Below are 16,915 nucleotides of genomic sequence, written 5' to 3' on the forward strand. Positions count from 1 at the left end.
TGGATCGCTGTCGATTTCGGTGGGCGGCGACGTCCACTTCGAGTCGGCGAGGTGCTGACGGTCGGCCGTGGTCGATCATGTGATCTCCAACTTCCGGACGACGATCACCTTTCCCGTCGCGCGTGTTCGTTGCGGGTCCTGGACGACTGCGTACTCATCCGAAACGACTCGACGCGCAAACCAGTGGTCGTACGTCCTCCGGCCGGCGAGGATCGCGTGGTAGAGCCCGGTGCCGCGACGACGTCACTTCCTTTCCCCCGTTTCGCGCTGGTGCTCGCGGGACGCGCCGGAACCACGGTGACGTTGACCGTCGACGCCAGCCGTTTGACGTCCGGTTCACCACCCATCGCACCACGACAAAGCGCGGATCGCGCGACCGCTCTTGAACAGATCGAGCTCAGCGCCGCACAACGTCGCATTCTCGTGGCATTGTGTGCGCCCGTTCTCATCGAGTCCGGACCACGGGCCGTTCCCGCGACTTACGCACAGGTCGGCGCGAAACTCGGTCTTCAACCGCAATATGTACGCGGCGTCGTGAAAACTCTCCGGGAAAAGCTGTGGGGCCACGGCGTCCACGGATTGACTCCGGACGACAGCGACGCAGCCCACGACGATTTCCGCTGGGCGCTGGTCCGCTGGGCCACGCGAAGTGGATGGGTGACCGCGGCGGACGTGGCGGGCGGCGATGACGCCACCTGACGAGCCAGCGACGCGCGGTGAGTACGTCCTGCCGCCCCCGGTCGCGACCGGCGAGTTCGTCGGCCCGCCCGACGACCTCGACCGCTACGAGCTGATCGGGCCGGGCATCGCAGGCGGCGAGGGTGTCACCTGGCGGGCCCGCTACCACGGCCAGCTCAAGGAACCGCTGCCGCTTGCGGTCAAAGCGCTGCGACCGCCCCCAGGCACCGGCGACGACTGGCCGTCCGACGCCGACCGGGTCCGCTGGCAGGACCAAGCCGCCCTGCTGCGACACCTACACCTCGACCACGTGGTCCGCCTCTACGAAATCTTCTCCGGGCCTGCGCAACATCCCGCGGGCGCCGGCGACGACGCGACCAGACGGACCGCGTACCTGGTCATGGAATGGGTCGACGGGCCCACGCTGCACGAACTTTGCGCTGACCAGCCCGCCACCGGCTCGACCATCGAGCAGCGGATGGCCTTCGTCGGCCAGGCCGCGACCGTGCTCCGCGAACTCGCCTCCACGACCCGGGCGGCGGGCAACCCGAGCCTGCACCGCGACGTCAAGCCTGGAAACTGCATCATAAACGGCGCGCGAGGTCTGGTACTCGTCGACGTGAGCACCTTGCGGCTCGTCAACGACAGCTTCGACCCTGTCGGACTGCACACCCCCGCGTACACCGCCCCAGAGGTGTTGGCGGCGCCGCACCTTCCCCGCATGCCGGCGACCGATGTCTACTCGCTGGGCGCCCTCGCCTACTTTTGCGTGACCGGAGAGGACCCGCCCCCGGGGGCGGCCGACCGCGAACGGCTCGAGGCGGGCCTCCTCGCCACCGGCGTGCGCGACCCGCAGGCGCTTACCCGGCACATCATGGCCACCATGGACCCGAACGCGGCGCGGCGCCCCGCCGACCTCGCCGCCTGGCGGCGGGACCTGCTGGCCCTCAGCCGCCGCGCCAGACCGCGCCGGCGGGGTCCGATCTACCTCGCCGCGGCGGCTGCCGCGCTGACGGCCAGTGTCACAGTGCTCAACTGGCCCGATCCCCCGCGCGGCGAACGCACAGGCCAGACCCTGCCCACGCCAGCCGTGTCGACTGCGTCGGCGCTGGGCGCGATCGTCGCCCCGCGCGACGGGTCAAACGTCGAACAGTGTGCGTACCTGTCCGGCACGGCGGCGCCGCAGCCCGGCATGACCCTGGTCCTCGCCATGCGAAACCTGTCCAACGGTGACCCGACCCGGTATGTGGAGACGGTCTACGACTGGGACGACCCCGCGAAGCTCGCGAACTGGCGGGGCGCGCAATACTTCGGTCAGGGCAACGACACGGTCGGGCAGGACTACGAAGTGCAGCTGATCGCCGTCGGGGTCGACGAGACGCGACGGTGGACGGAGTCGGTCGACAACACGGGCGACGCACTGGCGGCGTCTGGCACCGTGGTCGCGGCGGTCCGTCTCCACCGGGTCACGGGCCTGGTCCCCAACAACTGCGAAGGCGACTGAACGACCGCGCCAGTGCGGGGGTGCACTGTCCGGGACCGGTCGGTCAACGGTCCACTGCTCGGGTGGCAAACCACCATCGAGCAGGACTGGAGCGGCCATGAACTCTTCCTTCGCACGATCACGAACCGCGGCCGCGGGCGCGGCGCTCCTCGCCATGACGGCGTTCCTCGTCGGCGTAACCGGCAGTCCGGCCGCCGCCGCGCCGAACGCGTGCACCAACCCGGTACTGGCGACGAACCTGAACGGCTGGGGCTCGCTGGACGGCAGTTGGGTCACCCGCGACCAGGTCGGCGACCTGCCTGGCGTGAGTTGGGCGTTCGACACTGGCGGACGCGAGTTCTACATGCCGCAGGTCGGTGTCGTCGCCGGCCAGACGTGGACGTTCAGCGCCCAGGACCGGGTCGTGTTCGGCAGCGGCACGGCGCGGATCATCGTCGAGTGGTACGGCTCCAACGGCCAGTACCTCAGCGAGAACCAAGGCCCGACGACCGCGCTACCGGCCGCGAACCCGAACGGCGGGGGCCAGTGGTATCCCGTGTCCGCGACCGCCACCGCGCCGGCCGGCGCCACCTCAGCACACGTGCTCCAGACCGGCGACTTCGGCTCGACGACCGGCACCAACTTCAAGGCCACCGCATGCGACTACCAGCTCGGTGGCACGCCGCCGGTGCCGAGTGACTCCGCGGCCGTCCGCAACAACTGGGGCTCCCCAGTGCCGAGCCAGTCTGACGAGTACAACTCCGCGGCGATCGACCTGACCAAGTGGGGATTGTTCGGGGCTGACCCAGGTCAGACCACCGGCTGCGCACCCGGCTACAACGGCCACGGTCAACGGTGTGCCTCGCAGACCACCCAGGCGAACGGCCGCCTGTCCGTGAACGCCACCGCCGACGGCCGGACTGGCGGCCTGTACAGCCGGATGCGTCCGTTCCGCTACGGTCGCATCGAGGTCCGCGAGCGCGCTGCGCCGCTGACCGCCAACGGCGGCCGTGCGTACCATGCCGTGCCTCTGCTCTGGCCGGAGAACGACGCCCAATGGCAGAGCGCCGAGATCGACTTCGCTGAGCGCGACGTCAACTCGAGCACAGTCGAGCTGTTCGTGCATCACAACAACACTCAGACCAGCAGGTCCAAGACCATCGACTCGACCCAGTTCCACAACTACGCCATCGACTGGGAGCCCGGATCCGTCAAGTGGTACGTCGACGGCGTTCAGGTGGGCCAGCCGGTCAACGCGTCGATCACCGAGTTCAGCAGCAGCAACGGCGGGGCCCAGCTCGACATGTTCCCGGCGACCGGAACGCTCATGCGTCCCGCCGTCCAGGAGGTCGACTGGATCCGCATGTACGCCAACCAATACACCCAGTACCGCTGAACAGCCGACGCTAAGGACTTCGCGATGATCAACGTACGAACGCCGCGGCGCCTCCAGGTCGCGCTCCTGGCCGCGACCACTGCGGCCGTCACTGCCCTCGCCGGCACCGCTGAACCCGCGGCGGCCGCTCCGAACACCTACCGCACCATCTCGGTCACCGCCAACGGAAGCGGCTACGTCCTCACCAACACAGCGGGTGGGACGTACGCGTTCGGGTCTGTCCGCTACCACGGCAACCCGACCGGTTTCTCGGGCTCGATCATCGGTGTCTCCACGACCGCCGACGGCAGCGGCTACGCCGCCATTTCCAGCACCGGCCAGGTCTACGCGTACGGAACGGTCGGCCACCGCGGTAACCCGACGGGGTTCTCCGGCTCGATCGCCGGGATCTCGACGACGGCCAACGGCGCGGGTTATGTCGCGGTGTCGACCATTGGCCAGGTCTACGCCTACGGTTCCGTCGCCTACCGTGGGAACCCGACCGGGTTCTCCGGCTCGATCGTCGGGGTGTCCACGACCGCCGACGGCAGCGGTTACGCCGCGATATCCAGCGCAGGGCAGGTGTACGCGTACGGGTCGGTCCGGCACCGGGGCAACCCGACCGGTTTCTCGGGGTCCATCGTCGGCATCTCGACGACCGCGGACGGGTCCGGCTACGCGGCCATATCCAGCACAGGCCAGGTGTACGCGTACGGCACCGTCACCTACCGCGGCAACCCGGCCGGCTTCACCGGTGGCATTGCCGGCGTGTCGGTTACGGCCAACGGCGCCGGGTACGCCGCCGTCTCCGGCATCGGCCAGGTATACGCCTACGGCACCGTGTCGCACTGGGGCAACGGCGACCCAGGGAACACCTCGCTATCCGGGGTACGTGCCGCCATCGTCGAGAAGGCCCGTGCCGAAGCGGCCAACCCCGCGCATAACCAGGAGATCGGCGGGCCGAACTGCAACTTCTACAGCACCTCCTTCGGTGTCGGTCCGCGTTGCGGCAACGGATGGATCGGTCAGCCTTGGTGCGCCGACTTCGCTCGGTGGATCTGGCGAGAGTCCGGAGCGCGCATCGCCGGGTTGGACGCTGGTGCCGTCTCGTTCAGCCGCTACGGCACCTGGCGCTCGGCCACCAACTTCCCGAACCTCGCGGGCGTACAGCCGGGCGACGTCATCGGCTGGCGGTTCAACGACAGTGTCGGACCTGGCAACGACCATGTCAGCGTGGTCGTGGCGGTATCCGGCGACACGATCACCACGGTCGACGGCAATTTCAATGACGTCGTCTATGTCCGCAGTTTCAATCGCACTACCGCTGGAACCTCCGGGTATGCCACACCTCTGACCTAGCCACACCTCAGCCGCCTGCCCCGAGCCTCCGGATGGCTCGGGGCAGGCCTGCGGGCGTGGTGTCGGAGGCCGTCGCGGAGGTGATCGGGCGGCATGGCAGGCTGTGACGATGACTCGACGACCACTGCTGCTCGTTGACTCGGCGAGCCTCTATTTCCGGGCCTACTTCGGCATTCCGGAGTCGGCGGCCCAAGCCCCCGACGGCAGCCCGGTCAACGCGGTCCGTGGCTTCCTCGACATGGTCGCCCAGCTCATCCGCACCCGCCGGCCCGACCGGCTGATCTGCGCGCTGGACTACGACTGGCGCCCGGCGTGGCGGGTCGAGCTGATCCCGTCGTACAAGGCGCACCGGCTGGCGCCCGGCGGCGGACCGTCCACGGAGGTCGTACCCGACAACCTCGAGGCCCAGGTGCCGCTGATCCTTTCGGTCCTGGCCGCGGTCGGCATCCCGGCGATCGGCGCGGCGGACTACGAGGCCGACGACGTGATCGGCACCCTCGCGACCACCCAGCCGGGCCCGGTCGAGGTGGCCTCCGGCGACCGCGACCTGTTCCAGCTCATCGACGACGCGAAACCGGTCCGCCTGCTCTACTGCGGCCGCGGCGTGGGCAAACTCGAAGACTGCGACAACGCCGCGGTAGAGGCGAAGTACGGCGTCCCGGCCTCGGGCTACGCGGACTTCGCGGCGCTACGCGGCGACCCAAGCGACGGCCTACCCGGCGTGGCGGGCGTAGGCGACAAAACCGCAGCGCGCCTGATCAGCCGCTACGGCGACATCGACGCGATGCTGGCAGCCCTGGACGACCCAAAGGCCGGCTTCGCCCCGGGCCTACGCGGCAAACTGGACGCGGCCCGCGACTACCTGGCGGTGGCCCCCACGGTGGTGAAGGTAGCCCGCGACGTCGAACTGCCCAATGTGGACGCCGCGCTGCCAACAGCCCCCGCCGACGGCGACGCCCTGCTGGACCTGGCCGAGAAGTGGAACCTGGCCGGCCCGTGCCGCCGCCTGGTCGACGCGATCAGCCACGCAGGAACAGCCCAGTAACACCCACATCGGGCGGCCCCGCCCGCCCACGCCGTTAGACCTAGGTAAAGCGTTGCTGCTGTTGCGACAACGGACTACCCAGATCCGCTGGGGTAGGGCGTGGCGTCGCGCGCCACGCCGTCGGGCGGCGCCGGCCGCGGGCGCGGATGACGGGCGAACCTAGCCGGTGCGGCCGCGCCCACCACGAAGCCGAGCCCGCCTCACCCTTAACTGTTGATGTAGGCCAGAACCCCTCGGTTGATCATGCCGATGGACTGGCGGGCCGTGGTGCGGACGGTGCTGGACGCACCACCCGCGTCCGCGACCTGACCGAGGAGGTCGACAACTTGTCGCGCCCAGCGGACGAAGTCGCCGGCGGGCATGTCGCCGTCCAGGTTGTGGCCGCTGGCCAGCACCTTGGCCAGGGCCTCGCCGCGCGCCCAGCGGACGATCGGCCAGACGAAGCCCAGGTCCGGCTCCCGGGTGCGGTCGACGCCGCGGGCCGCCTCGTCTGCCTCCAGCTCCGCCCAGATCTTCATCGTCTCGTCGATCGCGTCCGTGATCGGGCCGCGGGGCACCGACGCTCGTTCGTCGCTCTCGCGGCGCGCCTCGTAGAGCACCACCGACACCGCGCCCGCGAGCTCTTCGGGGGTGAGGCCGTCCCAGACGCCACGGCGCAGGCACTCGGCGACCAGCAGGTCGGCCTCGGACCAGATGCGGGCCAGCATGCGGCCGTTGTCGGTGACCTCGCCGTCCTCCGACAGGTAGCCGCGCGCCGTCAGCAGCGCGCACACCCGGTCGAAGATCCGGGCCAGGGAGCCGGTGCGGCTCGACACCCGCTTGCGCAGCTCGTCGGTGTCGCTCGACAGGCGGCGCCGGCGTTCGGCCCAGCGGGCGTGCTCCTCGCGGTCCGGGCAGGCGTGGCACGGGTGCTTGCGGAGCTTGTCGCGCAGGTCGACCAGGTGCGCGTCCTCGCCGGTGCCCCGGGCGCGGCGGCCGCGGCGGCTGTGCCGGTCGAGGCCGGTGCCGGTGACCTCGGCGGCCAGGTCGCGGCGGGCCGACGGGTTGCGGTGGTTGAAGTGCTTGGGCACGCGGATGCGGGCCAGCACCTCGGCCGGCGCCGTGAAGTCGGCGGAGGTGATCCGGCCGGCCCAGCGGTCCTGGGTCAGCACCAGCGGCCGGGGGTCACCGAAACCCGCGGTGCCCGGGTCCAGGACGACCGCGAGGCCGGCGCGGCGGCCCGACGGCACCCGGATGACGTCGCCTATCCGCAGGCGCTCCAGCGACGACACCGCCTGCGCGCGGCGCTGGGTCTGGCCCTGCCGGGCCAGGGCGCGCTCCCGCTCGCCGATCTGCATGCGCAGGTCGAAGTACTCGTCGAAGTCGCCGTGGCTGCACTTCACTTCCTGCGTGTACTGCTCGATCGTCTCCTCGTTGCGCTGCACCTGCTTGGCCAGGCCGACCACCGAGCGGTCCGCCTGGAACTGGGCGAAGGACGCCTCCAGCAGGGCGCGGGAGCGGTCGGCGCCGACGGTCCCGACCAGATTGACCGCCATGTTGTACGAGGGCCGGAAGCTGGACCGCAGCGGATAGGTGCGGGTCGACGCGAGGCCGGCCACGTGCCGCGGGTCGACCTCGGGCGACCAGACGACCACCGCGTGGCCCTCGACGTCGATGCCGCGCCGCCCGGCCCGGCCGGTCAGCTGCGTGTACTCCCCCGGCGTCAGGTCGACGTGGGCCTCGCCGTTGAACTTGACCAGCCGCTCGAGCACCACGCAGCGGGCCGGCATGTTGATGCCCAGCGCCAGCGTCTCCGTGGCGAACACGGCCTTGACCAGGCCGCGGACGAACAGCTCCTCGACGACCTCCTTGAACGCGGGCAGCATGCCGGCGTGGTGGGCGGCCAGGCCGCGCTCGAGGCCGTCGAGCCACTCCCAGTAGCCGAGCACCGACAGGTCCTCGCCGGGGATCGCGGTGATCCGCTCCTCGACGACCCGGCGGATCTCGGCGCGCTCGTCGGGTGTGGTCAGCCGCAGGCCGGCGGCCAGGCACTGCTGCACGGCCGCGTCACAGCCGGCGCGGCTGAAGATGAACAGGATCGCCGGGAGCAGGTTCTCCCGGTCGAGGCGCTCGACGATCTCGGCCCGCAGCGGGCCCTTCCAGCGTGGCCCCCGGCCGCCCCGGCTCGCGCCGGCCCAGCCGTCGCGGCCCATCTCCAGGCGGCGCAGCATCTCGCGCGAGTAGCGCAGCAGCTCGGGGTGCACGTCGTGCTTGCGGGCCGCCGCGGCGTCGTGGAACAGGTCGAACATCCGGCGGCCGACGAGCATGTGCTGCCAGAGCGGCACCGGCCGGTGCTCGCTGACCACCACGTCGGTGTGGCCGCGGACGGTGACGAGCCAGTCGGCGAACTCCTCCGCGTTGGAGACGGTGGCCGACAGTGAGACCAACGTCACTGACGCCGGGAGGTGGATGATCACTTCTTCCCAGACCGCGCCGCGGAACCGGTCGGCCAGGTAGTGCACCTCGTCCATCACCACGTACGCCAGGCCCTGCAGCGCCGGTGAGCCGGCGTAGAGCATGTTGCGCAGCACCTCGGTGGTCATCACGACCACGGGCGCGTCGCCGTTGATGGCGTTGTCGCCGGTCAGCAGGCCGACGTTGGCGGCGCCGTGCCGTTCGACCAGGTCGTGGTACTTCTGGTTCGACAGGGCCTTGATCGGCGTGGTGTAGAAGCACTTCTTGGGCGGGGCGTCCGGTTCTCCCCCGACGAGCGCCAGGTGGACGGCGAACTCGCCGACCACGGTCTTGCCGGCGCCGGTGGGCGCGCAGACGAGCACACCGCTGCCGCGCTCCAGGGCTTCGCACGCCTCGCGCTGGAAATCGTCGAGGTCGAAGCCGATTCCGAGGGCGAAGTCTTCCAGGGCCGGGAACGCGCTGGCCTTCGCGGCCCGGCGGCGCGCCGCGGCGTAGCGCTCGGCGGGGCTCGACATGTATCCAAGATTACGGCGTGCGCGCCGCGCCGACGCGGTAGGCCGTGCGGTACTCGCCCGGTCGGTCGTGGGTAAGGTCCACGGCGTGCCATTGCCAGACCGTGCGGACCCGCCCAACCCACGTGTGCCGGACGGACCGGACCAACAGTCCAGACGCCCCGTCGAGGCCGTGCTCTTCGACTTCCACGGCACCCTCGCCCAGGTGGAGGACCCGGTGGCCTGGGTGGTCGCCGCCGCCCTGGCCTGCGGTGCGCAGCTCGACCGGGGCAAGGCGACCGTGCTGGCCGACCGCCTGGTCACCGCCGGCCGGGCCGGCGGGCCGTTGCCGCACCGGGTGCCCGTGCACCTGGCCGAGGTGTGGGCGGACCGCGACCTCTACGCGCACGCTCACCGGGCGGCGTTCGTGGGCCTGGCCGCGACCGTGCACACCGACATCGAGGGCCTCGCGGACGCGCTCTACGAGCGGCTCCTGGGCGCGCCGGGCTGGGTGCCGTATCTGGACACGGCGGAGTCGCTCAAGGCGCTGCGGGCCGCCGGGGTGCCGGTGGCGGTGGTGAGCAACATCGGCTTCGACATCCGGCCGCACTTCGAGGAGTGGGGTCTGGCCGAGCTCGTCGACGCGTTCGTCCTGTCCTACGAGGTCGGCCGGGTCAAGCCGGACCCGGCGATCTTCCTGCGGGCGTGTGGCATGCTCGGCGTCGACCCGGAGCGTTCCCTGATGGTCGGCGACACGCCGGCCGACGCGGGTGCGGTGCGGGCCGGCCTGACCGCCCTCGTGGTGCCCGCCGCCGACCCGGGCAAGGCCAACGGGCTCGGTGCGGCGGTGGCGCTCACCCGCCGGTGAGCACCCGCAGCGCCCCGGGTACGCACTCGACGGTGACCGGGAGCGCCGAGACCCGCTCGCCGTCGGCGTAGCCGACGATGCCCTCGGCGTGCAGCTCGATGCGGGCGGCCCGGTAGGTGTCGACGGCCGGGTGCGTGACGTGCGTGCCCGCGTAGATCCGCGGTTTGACCCGGACCAGGGTCGTCCGGCTGATCGGCCGCACCACGGTCAGGTCGAGCCGGCCGTCGGTCGGGTCGGCGTCGGGGCAGATCCGCATGCCGCCGCCGTAGCTGCCGGCGTTGGCCACCGCGACCAGCACCGCGTCGCGCTCCTGGACCTCGCCGTCCAGGACGATCCGGTAGCGCCGGGCGCGCAGGCGGGCGAGCTCGACCAGGATCGCCAGGTCGTACCGGATCGGGCCGCGGGGCCAGCTCATCCGGTTGCCACGCTCGTTGACGATCGCGTCGAAGCCGGCCGCGAGCACCCCGCCGAACCAGCGGGTCGTGCCGTCGGCTGCGGTCAGCCGGGCGAGGTCGAGGGTGGTCGAGCCGCCGGTGGTGAACGCGGCGGTCAGGGTCGTCAGCGCCCGGTGCGGGTCGGCGGTGAAGCCCGCGGCGACCGCGAAGTCGTTGCCAGTGCCGGCCGGGATGATGCCGAGCGGCACGTCGGTGCCGGCCAGGGCCTGCAGTGCCAGGTGGACGGTCCCGTCGCCGCCGACGGCGATCAGGGCGCCGGCCCCGGCGTCCACCGCCTTGTGACAGGCCGCGAGTGCGTCGGCGGCGGTGCTCGCCGAGAGGGGCTCCACCGCGTGTCCCGTGGCCCGGAGGTGGGCCAGGACGGTCGGAAGCACGTCGCGGTGCCGGCCGCGCCCCGCTCCGGGGTTGGCCAGCACCGCGATCGGCCCGTCGATCTTCATCGCGGCACCCTATATCCGGGTGGGCCGCCGCGACAGAGCCTGTCAGGTGATGTCGTCGTCGTAGCGCCGGTCGATCGGCTGGGGTGCCGCCACCGGTGCGATCTGCTCGATCGGCGCGCCCGCCGGGATCGGCTCACGGTCGTCCTCGAGCACCGACATCTCGTCGTCGTCGACGTCCGCGTAGAGCTCGCGGCCCCGGCCCCGGCGTTTGTCGTTGAGGAAGGCGACGCCGACCGCGGCGAAGTAGAGCGCGCTCAGGCAGGCGCCGAGCGCGGTCATGCCGAACGGGTCGGGTGTCGGGGTGACCACCGCCGAGAACAGGAAGAAGACGAAGACCGCGACGCGCCACCAACCGAGCAACCGCTTCGCGCTGGCGAGGCCCACGAAGTTGAGCATCAGCACGATGAGCGGGAACTCGAACGCCACTCCGAAGATGAGCAGCATGTTGGTGACGAACGAGATATATCGGGTGACTTCGAGTTGTTGCTCTGTGCCGGTGACGCCCGCTTCCAACAGGAAGTGCAGGCCCTTGGAGACCACGAAGTAGGCCAGGACGGCGCCGGCGATGAACAGCGGCGCGGCCAGGGCCACGAAGAAGTACGCGTATTTGCGCTCGTGGCGGTGCAGACCGGGGGCGATGAACGCCCAGAGCTGGTAGAGCCAGACCGGCGACGCGACGATCAGGCCCACCCAGAGGGCGAGCTTGAGCTTGAGCAGGAAGCCGTCGCCCGCGCCGAGTTGGAGGAACTCGACCTCGGCGCACGGCTTGCCCGGGAACTGCGCGCAGTAGGGCTGCTTGAGCACGTCGAAGACGGGCTGCGCCAGGATGTAGCCGACGATGAAACCGCCGACCAGCGCCAGCGACGCCTTGAACAGCCGGTTGCGCAGCTCCCGGATGTGCTCGACCAGCGTCATCGAGCCGTCGGAGGCCCGCTGGAACTCGGTCGGCCCTTTACGGCGCAGAGACATGGCCATGACCGGATGACGTCCCGGTCGTCAGATCACGTCGCGGCTGCGCTGCACCGGGTCGACGACCGGCGGAGGCGTCTGCTGCACCGGCTGCTGCGGGAGCGGCTGGCGACCGGACTGCGCGTCGGCCTTCTCGGCGAGGTCGTCGTCGGTCTTGCCGTCGTCGACCAGGCCCTTGGTCTCGGCCTTGATGATGCGCAGCGAGCGACCGAGCGAGCGGGCCGCGTCAGGAAGCCGCTTCGCGCCGAAGAGCAGAACCAGCAACACCACGAGGACGGCGATGTGCCACGGCTTGAGGGCGCCCATGGGAACTCCAAAGTCGATCAGATGTCGGACGGTCTGGTGCGTCGGGGTGAACGTGCCCATCCTACGGGTGACATCCGACGACGCCACCCGCCGGTGGACCTCAATAGCCGGTGAAGTCTGGCCGACGAGCGGCCTGACTTTGACAATTCGGGCGTCACGCCCGGCCGCGACCGGCCTTGATCACTGCGATGCGTTCCTGGGCGGTCACCGCGCGTTCGCGTACGGCCTCGGCCTGCTCCTTTAGGTCGGCCAGTTTGACGCTGAGCTGCTCGGCGCGGGCCTGCCGGTCTTCGAGCCGGCGCAGCGCGCGGGCGAGCTCCGGCAGCCGGGCCAGCACGGGCCGGGCGGCCAGGGCCAGCAGGAGCAGGCCGAGCACCGCCGCGCCGATCACGATCCAGAGCACCACGGGCGACAGCTTAGAGCGTTTCGGTCACCGGTGCCGCGTAGGCGTCGAGTGCGGCCGTCGCGGCGTCGCGGACCCGGGCGACCAGCTCCGGCGGCGACACCGCGGTCGCGTCGCGGCCGAGGCCGAGCACGAACCGCTGTGCCCAGGCCAGGTCGGTGACCCGCAGCGTGACGATCCACTCGTCGGGCTCGCGCGGGTCGGGCCGGACGTTCTCGCACGGGTAGTACTCGGTGATCCACCGGCCGCCCCGGCCCACCTTGAGGGTGATCAGCGGCAGCTCGGCGCCGGGGTTGAACACTCCCTCGCTCACGTCGTGCAGCTCGGCGGTCGGCGGCGGGGTGGCCGGCTCGTCGAGCTCGGCGAGGGCGTCGATCCGGTCGGCCCGGAACAGCCGGACGGCTTCGGCCCGACGGCACCACGCCTCGACGTACGCCCGGCCCTCGACCATCAGGAGCCGGATCGGGTCGATCACCCGCTCGGTGGTCTGGTCGCGGGTCTGCGCGTAGTAGGTGATCCGCAGCGCCCGGCCGCGCTCGACCGCGCCGCGCAGGGTGGCCAGGCGGTCGTCGCTGCCCGGCATGCGGACCGCGACGGGCGCGTCGGCCAGGTCGCCGGCCGCGTGCTCGATCTTGGCCAGCGCCCGCTCGATCGCGTCGCGGTTGGCCATGCCCGGGGTCTCGGCCAGCATCCGCAGCGCCACCACCAGGGCCAGCGCCTCGTCGGGCGTGAGCCGCAGCGGCCGGTCGATGCCGGCGTCGTAGGTGATGGTCACCCGGTCGCCGTCGAACGCCATGTCGATCAGGTCGCCCGGGCCGTAGCCGGGCAGCCCGCAGACCCAGAGCAGCTCCAGGTCCTCGCGCAGCTGCCGCTCGGTCACGCCGAGGTCGCCGGCCGCCTGGGCGACCTCGATCCCCGGCCGGGCCAGGAGGTAGGGAACCAGGTTGAGCAACCGCCCCAGCCGGTCGGCGCTCGGCCGCACCGCGTTGGGCGTCATGCCCGTGCCCCGCTCCGCAGGGCCCGGCACGATCCCTGGGCACTGAGCCACTTGCGCTCGCTTCGCTCGCTCATGCGTGCACCGGGCTGTCGTGGCGGGCGGCGGTCTCCTTGAGGCGCTGGATCACCGCGTCGCGTACCTCCGGCGGCTCGATCACCCGCACGTCGGGCCCGTAGTTGACGAGCTGGGTGGCGATGAAGTCGACGTCGGCGTAGCGCAGCACGACCCGGTCGACCTCCGGCCCCGGGACCGTCTCCTGCGCCCACCGCCGCAGCCCGGCGGCGCGGCCCTTGCGGACCAGCACCGTGGTGCGGCCGGTGCGCTCGATCGGCCCGCTGAACCGGGCGACGTAGCTGATCAGGTCGAGGTCACGCGGCGGCTCGTAGGCGCCGGGGCGGCCGGTGAGCCGGACCCCGCTGACCACCCGGGAGAGCCGGAAGCAGCGCGGCGCGTCGCGGTCGAGGTCGTGGCCCACCACGTACCACCGGCCCCGCCAGCACACCACGCCCCACGGCTGCAGCCGGCGGCTGGTCGGGCCGTCCTGCTCGGGCACCCGGTAGTCGAAGGCCACCGTGCGCCGGTCGCGGGCGGCCGCGGTCAGCGGCGCGAAGGTCGGGTCGACCCGGACGATCGGCTCGACGCCCAGCGTCGCCTGCGGGTCGACGTCGACGCCGGCGGCGCGCAGCTTGGCCAGGCCCGAGGACGCGGCGGCGGCCAGGCCGGCGTGCTGCCAGAGCCGCCCGGCGATGCCCACGGCGGCGGCCTCGTCGGGCGCGAGCGGGATGTCGGGCAGGGCGTAGTCGCGGCGGGCGATGCGGTAGCCGGGCTCGGTGTCGAAGACGCTCGCGGACCCGGTCTCCAAAGGAACGCCCAGCTCACGCAGCTCGGACTTGTCGCGCTCGAACTTGCGCTGGAAGGCCTCGTGGTCCTTGGGATCCTCGGGGTCGTGCTCGTAGCCGGGAACGGTCGCGGCGATCTGCGCGGCGGTCAGGAACCGTCGCGTCGAGAGCAGGCAGATCACCAGGTTGACCAGGCGCTCGGTGCGGGTCCGCGACACTCCCAAGACGCTAGCAGTGTTGGTACGCATGTGCGCACACCCTTGCGGGGCATAGCCTTGCGTTCGTGACCTCGGAAGATCCTGTCCGGCCATCGGACTTCGACGACGTGGAGCTGGAGGGGGAACCCGAGGTACGGCACGCGGCGATTCCCGACCAGGACGAAGCGCCGTCCGAGTCCGTGCTGACCGTGATCATCGCGGGTCTGGCCAACCTCGCTATCGCCGTCGCGAAGTTCGTCGCCGGCCTGCTCACCGGCTCGGCGGCGCTGCTCTCCGAGGCCGCGCACTCGGTCGCCGACACCACCACCGAGGCGTTGCTCTACACCGCGCTGCGGCGGGGCGCGAAAGACCCCGACGACCGGCACCCCTTCGGCTACGGCAAGGAGAGCTACGTCTGGGCGTTCCTGGCCGCGCTGTTCACCTTCGTGGCCGGCGCCGGTTTCTCGATCTACCGCGGGATCGAGACGATCCTGCACGGCGAGGACATCAGCGACTTCGCGGTCGGCTACATCGTGCTGGCCGTCTCCGCGGTCCTGGAGGGCATCTCGTTCCTCCGGGCGCTGCGCCAGGTCCGCGGCGAGGCCACCCGGTGGCGCACCTCGCCGTTCCGGTTCCTGCGGTTGACCCCGGACACCACGGTCAAGGCCGTCTTCCTGGAGGACAGCGCGGCGCTGATCGGTCTCGCCCTGGCCGCGGCCGGCCTCGGGCTGACCGAGGCCACCGGCGACCCGATCTGGGACGGCATCGCCTCGATCGGCATCGGCATGCTGCTGCTGGTGGTCGCGTTCGTCCTGTCGCTGGCCAACATCTCGCTGCTGGTCGGCCAGTCGGTGCCGCGCCGGCTGCACCAGCGGCTGCGCGAGGAGCTCGCCGCCGTGCCTACCGTCGACCGCGTCGACCAGTTGCTGACCATGCAGCTCGGCCCCGACGACGTGCTGGTGGCCGCCAAGGTCGACTTCGACGACACGGCCACCGGCGCCGAGATCGAGGCGGCGGCGGACGCGGCCGAGCGGCGCCTGATCAGCGTCTACCCGTCGGTCCGGTACGTCTTCCTCGACCCGACGCGCGGCCGCGCGGGACGCGACCGACCGGACCGGTAACCTTTCCTGCCATGGTCAGATGGCGCGCCGGTGTGGTCGCGGGAGTCAGGCGACGGTGGCGCGGCGCCGTCGAGCTGTCGGTGACGGTCGACGGCGTGGCGACCCGGGCGCTGGCCTATCCCGAGCTGGTCGGCGAGCCGGAACCCGGCGACCGCGTCCTGCTCAACGTCAACGCCCAGCTCATGGGCCTGGGCACCGGCGGCTACGCGCTGGTCGTCGCGCTGCCCGACCGGCTGCCTCCGGACCCGCCGGGCGCCGGCACCGACCGCGACGGCGGCCACGTGGTCAAGGCCCGCTACACGCCGCTGCAGGCGATCGTGCGGGGCGTCGAGGAGCCGTCGTCGCCGCACCACGCGGCGATCGCGGCCGCCGACACCCTCGCGGGAATGCCGGTGGTCACCGCCGACCTGCACTCCGCGCTCCCGGCCATCGCGGCTGGCATCCACGCCGACCGGCCCGCGGCCCGCATCGCGTACGTGATGACCGACGGCGGGGCGCTGCCGGCCTGGTTCTCCCGCACCCTCGACGGCCTGCGCGACCGGCTGGTCGGCACCGTCACCGTCGGACAGGCGTTCGGCGGCGATCTGGAGGCGGTCACCACCCACAGCGGCCTGCTCGCGGCCCGCTACGCGCTCGGAGCGGACGTCGCGGTGGTCGCACAGGGGCCTGGCAACCTCGGCGCGGGACTGCCGTGGGCGTTCTCCGGCGTCGCGGTCGGCGAGGCGGTCAACGCGGCCGGCGCGCTGGGCGGGCAGGCGGTCGGCGCGCTGCGGATCTCGGCCGCCGACCCCCGGGAACGGCACCGGGGGATCTCGCACCACAGCCTGACCGCGTACGGGCGGGTCGCGCTCGTCCCCTGTGACCTGCCGCTGCCGGACGGGCTAGAAGCGCCGCTCGCGGCTCGCGTGGAGGAGCAGATCGCGGACCTCTCCGTGCGGCACCGGATCGTCCGGGTGCCCAGCGAAGGGCTGGACGCGGCGCTGCGCGCCTCACCGGTGCCGCTGTCGACCATGGGCCGCGGGCTGGACGCCGACCACGGCTATTTCCTGACCGCGGCCGCCGCGGGACGGCATGCGGCCGCACTGGCCGTTCAGCCTTCCTGACTGCGGGCGGCCGCCGGCCCAGCGCGAGCCTCCGGCCGCACCGCGGCGCCACCGGCCGGCAACGGCGTCAGCCGTTGAGGAACACCAGCAACAGCCAGCCCGTGATCAGCGCGACCAGCAGCACGGCCATCACCCAGGTCGGCACCTTGTAGTCGCCGCGCCGGTTGCGGTCGATCTCGTCGCGCACCTTCTGCTGGCGCTTCTGGAGCCAGCCCTGCCGGATCACCTCGGGCCGGGTCGCGGACATGTCCAGGCGCGGCGCGGTCTCGGGCTCGCGTGGTGCGGAGCCCTCGTCGCGGTGCATCGAAGCGCTGTCGGGGAGCGTCATGGTG

General features: G+C 71.8%; 16 protein-coding genes. 8 read left to right on the forward strand and 8 right to left on the reverse strand.

Annotation, left to right across the window (positions count from 1 at the left end):
* Positions 1–51 precede the first annotated feature (51 nt).
* The 5 genes from CHC05_RS40980 (at position 52) to CHC05_RS31010 (ending at position 5,940) form a co-directional block, all read left to right on the forward strand.
* Positions 52–699 (forward strand): FHA domain-containing protein, encoded by a 648-nt coding sequence (locus tag CHC05_RS40980; RefSeq protein ID WP_144022852.1) that lies wholly within the window; start codon positions 52–54, stop codon positions 697–699.
* Positions 686–2,182, forward strand: coding sequence for a serine/threonine protein kinase (locus tag CHC05_RS30995; RefSeq protein WP_089254161.1), 1,497 nt, complete (start codon positions 686–688; stop codon positions 2,180–2,182). The genes CHC05_RS40980 and CHC05_RS30995 overlap by 14 nt, the downstream gene beginning before the upstream one ends.
* A gap of 97 nt (positions 2,183–2,279) precedes the next feature.
* Complete coding sequence (locus CHC05_RS31000) at positions 2,280–3,557, forward strand: glycoside hydrolase family 16 protein (RefSeq protein WP_089254162.1); 1,278 nt, start codon at positions 2,280–2,282, stop codon at positions 3,555–3,557.
* A 24-nt stretch (positions 3,558–3,581) separates the two neighbouring features.
* On the forward strand, positions 3,582–4,895 hold the full coding sequence (locus tag CHC05_RS31005; protein ID WP_089254163.1) for a CHAP domain-containing protein: 1,314 nt from the start codon (positions 3,582–3,584) through the stop codon (positions 4,893–4,895).
* A gap of 109 nt (positions 4,896–5,004) precedes the next feature.
* The gene (locus tag CHC05_RS31010; protein ID WP_089254195.1) at positions 5,005–5,940 is read left to right on the forward strand and encodes a 5'-3' exonuclease; all 936 of its coding nucleotides are present in this window, start codon (positions 5,005–5,007) and stop codon (positions 5,938–5,940) included.
* A gap of 206 nt (positions 5,941–6,146) precedes the next feature.
* On the opposite strand, the gene CHC05_RS31015 is transcribed toward CHC05_RS31010, so the two are convergent.
* Positions 6,147–8,909 carry a DEAD/DEAH box helicase gene (locus tag CHC05_RS31015; protein WP_089254164.1) on the reverse strand — a complete coding sequence of 921 codons (2,763 nt, stop codon included), beginning with the start codon at positions 8,907–8,909 and terminating at the stop codon, positions 6,147–6,149.
* 91 nt (positions 8,910–9,000) lie between these two features.
* On the opposite strand from CHC05_RS31015, the gene CHC05_RS31020 reads away from it, so the two are divergent.
* A complete protein-coding gene (locus CHC05_RS31020; RefSeq protein ID WP_245871303.1) occupies positions 9,001–9,753 on the forward strand; it encodes an HAD family hydrolase in 753 nt (250 codons plus the stop codon).
* Here the strand turns inward: CHC05_RS31020 and CHC05_RS31025 are convergent.
* The 6 genes from CHC05_RS31025 to CHC05_RS31050 all read right to left on the reverse strand — a co-directional run bounded on the left by CHC05_RS31025 (position 9,740) and on the right by CHC05_RS31050 (position 14,380).
* A complete protein-coding gene (locus CHC05_RS31025; protein WP_089254166.1) occupies positions 9,740–10,648 on the reverse strand; it encodes a diacylglycerol kinase in 909 nt (302 codons plus the stop codon). The two genes, CHC05_RS31020 and CHC05_RS31025, sit on opposite strands and share 14 nt — an antisense overlap.
* A gap of 42 nt (positions 10,649–10,690) precedes the next feature.
* Entirely contained in the window at positions 10,691–11,623 is a 933-nt protein-coding gene (tatC, locus tag CHC05_RS31030; RefSeq protein ID WP_089254167.1) for a twin-arginine translocase subunit TatC, read from the reverse strand.
* A 21-nt stretch (positions 11,624–11,644) separates the two neighbouring features.
* Positions 11,645–11,923, reverse strand: a complete 279-nt coding sequence (gene tatA, locus CHC05_RS31035; protein WP_089254168.1) for a Sec-independent protein translocase subunit TatA — start codon at positions 11,921–11,923, stop codon at positions 11,645–11,647.
* A 154-nt stretch (positions 11,924–12,077) separates the two neighbouring features.
* A complete protein-coding gene (locus CHC05_RS31040) occupies positions 12,078–12,329 on the reverse strand; it encodes a hypothetical protein (RefSeq protein ID WP_089254169.1) in 252 nt (83 codons plus the stop codon).
* 10 nt (positions 12,330–12,339) lie between these two features.
* A complete protein-coding gene (locus CHC05_RS31045) occupies positions 12,340–13,323 on the reverse strand; it encodes a helix-turn-helix transcriptional regulator (RefSeq protein ID WP_089254170.1) in 984 nt (327 codons plus the stop codon).
* 70 nt (positions 13,324–13,393) lie between these two features.
* On the reverse strand, positions 13,394–14,380 hold the full coding sequence (locus CHC05_RS31050) for a helix-turn-helix transcriptional regulator (protein ID WP_089254171.1): 987 nt from the start codon (positions 14,378–14,380) through the stop codon (positions 13,394–13,396).
* Between the two features lie 146 nt (positions 14,381–14,526).
* On the opposite strand from CHC05_RS31050, the gene CHC05_RS31055 reads away from it, so the two are divergent.
* The gene (locus tag CHC05_RS31055; RefSeq protein ID WP_425426872.1) at positions 14,527–15,480 is read left to right on the forward strand and encodes a cation diffusion facilitator family transporter; all 954 of its coding nucleotides are present in this window, start codon (positions 14,527–14,529) and stop codon (positions 15,478–15,480) included.
* A gap of 11 nt (positions 15,481–15,491) precedes the next feature.
* Positions 15,492–16,583 (forward strand): DUF3866 family protein, encoded by a 1,092-nt coding sequence (locus CHC05_RS31060; protein ID WP_089254172.1) that lies wholly within the window; start codon positions 15,492–15,494, stop codon positions 16,581–16,583.
* 67 nt (positions 16,584–16,650) lie between these two features.
* On the opposite strand, the gene CHC05_RS31065 is transcribed toward CHC05_RS31060, so the two are convergent.
* The gene (locus CHC05_RS31065; RefSeq protein WP_144022853.1) at positions 16,651–16,911 is read right to left on the reverse strand and encodes a hypothetical protein; all 261 of its coding nucleotides are present in this window, start codon (positions 16,909–16,911) and stop codon (positions 16,651–16,653) included.
* Positions 16,912–16,915 lie beyond the last annotated feature (4 nt).

This window comes from Asanoa hainanensis (assembly GCF_900188485.1).
Classification (GTDB): Bacteria; Actinomycetota; Actinomycetes; order Mycobacteriales; family Micromonosporaceae; genus Asanoa; species Asanoa hainanensis.

What these genes read in the sequence shown, in the direction of transcription:
- CHC05_RS30995 (WP_089254161.1), top strand. Translation starts at nt 686, where the DNA reads ATGACGCCACCTGACGAGCCAGCGACGCGCGGTGAGTACGTCCTGCCG.
- CHC05_RS31000 (WP_089254162.1), top strand. Translation starts at nt 2,280, where the DNA reads ATGAACTCTTCCTTCGCACGATCACGAACCGCGGCCGCGGGCGCGGCG.
- CHC05_RS31005 (WP_089254163.1), top strand. Translation starts at nt 3,582, where the DNA reads ATGATCAACGTACGAACGCCGCGGCGCCTCCAGGTCGCGCTCCTGGCC.
- CHC05_RS31010 (WP_089254195.1), top strand. Translation starts at nt 5,005, where the DNA reads ATGACTCGACGACCACTGCTGCTCGTTGACTCGGCGAGCCTCTATTTC.
- CHC05_RS31015 (WP_089254164.1), bottom strand. Translation starts at nt 8,909, where the DNA reads ATGTCGAGCCCCGCCGAGCGCTACGCCGCGGCGCGCCGCCGGGCCGCG.
- CHC05_RS31025 (WP_089254166.1), bottom strand. Translation starts at nt 10,648, where the DNA reads ATGAAGATCGACGGGCCGATCGCGGTGCTGGCCAACCCCGGAGCGGGG.
- tatC (WP_089254167.1), bottom strand. Translation starts at nt 11,623, where the DNA reads ATGGCCATGTCTCTGCGCCGTAAAGGGCCGACCGAGTTCCAGCGGGCC.
- tatA (WP_089254168.1), bottom strand. Translation starts at nt 11,923, where the DNA reads ATGGGCGCCCTCAAGCCGTGGCACATCGCCGTCCTCGTGGTGTTGCTG.
- CHC05_RS31045 (WP_089254170.1), bottom strand. Translation starts at nt 13,323, where the DNA reads ATGACGCCCAACGCGGTGCGGCCGAGCGCCGACCGGCTGGGGCGGTTG.
- CHC05_RS31060 (WP_089254172.1), top strand. Translation starts at nt 15,492, where the DNA reads ATGGTCAGATGGCGCGCCGGTGTGGTCGCGGGAGTCAGGCGACGGTGG.
- CHC05_RS31065 (WP_144022853.1), bottom strand. Translation starts at nt 16,911, where the DNA reads ATGACGCTCCCCGACAGCGCTTCGATGCACCGCGACGAGGGCTCCGCA.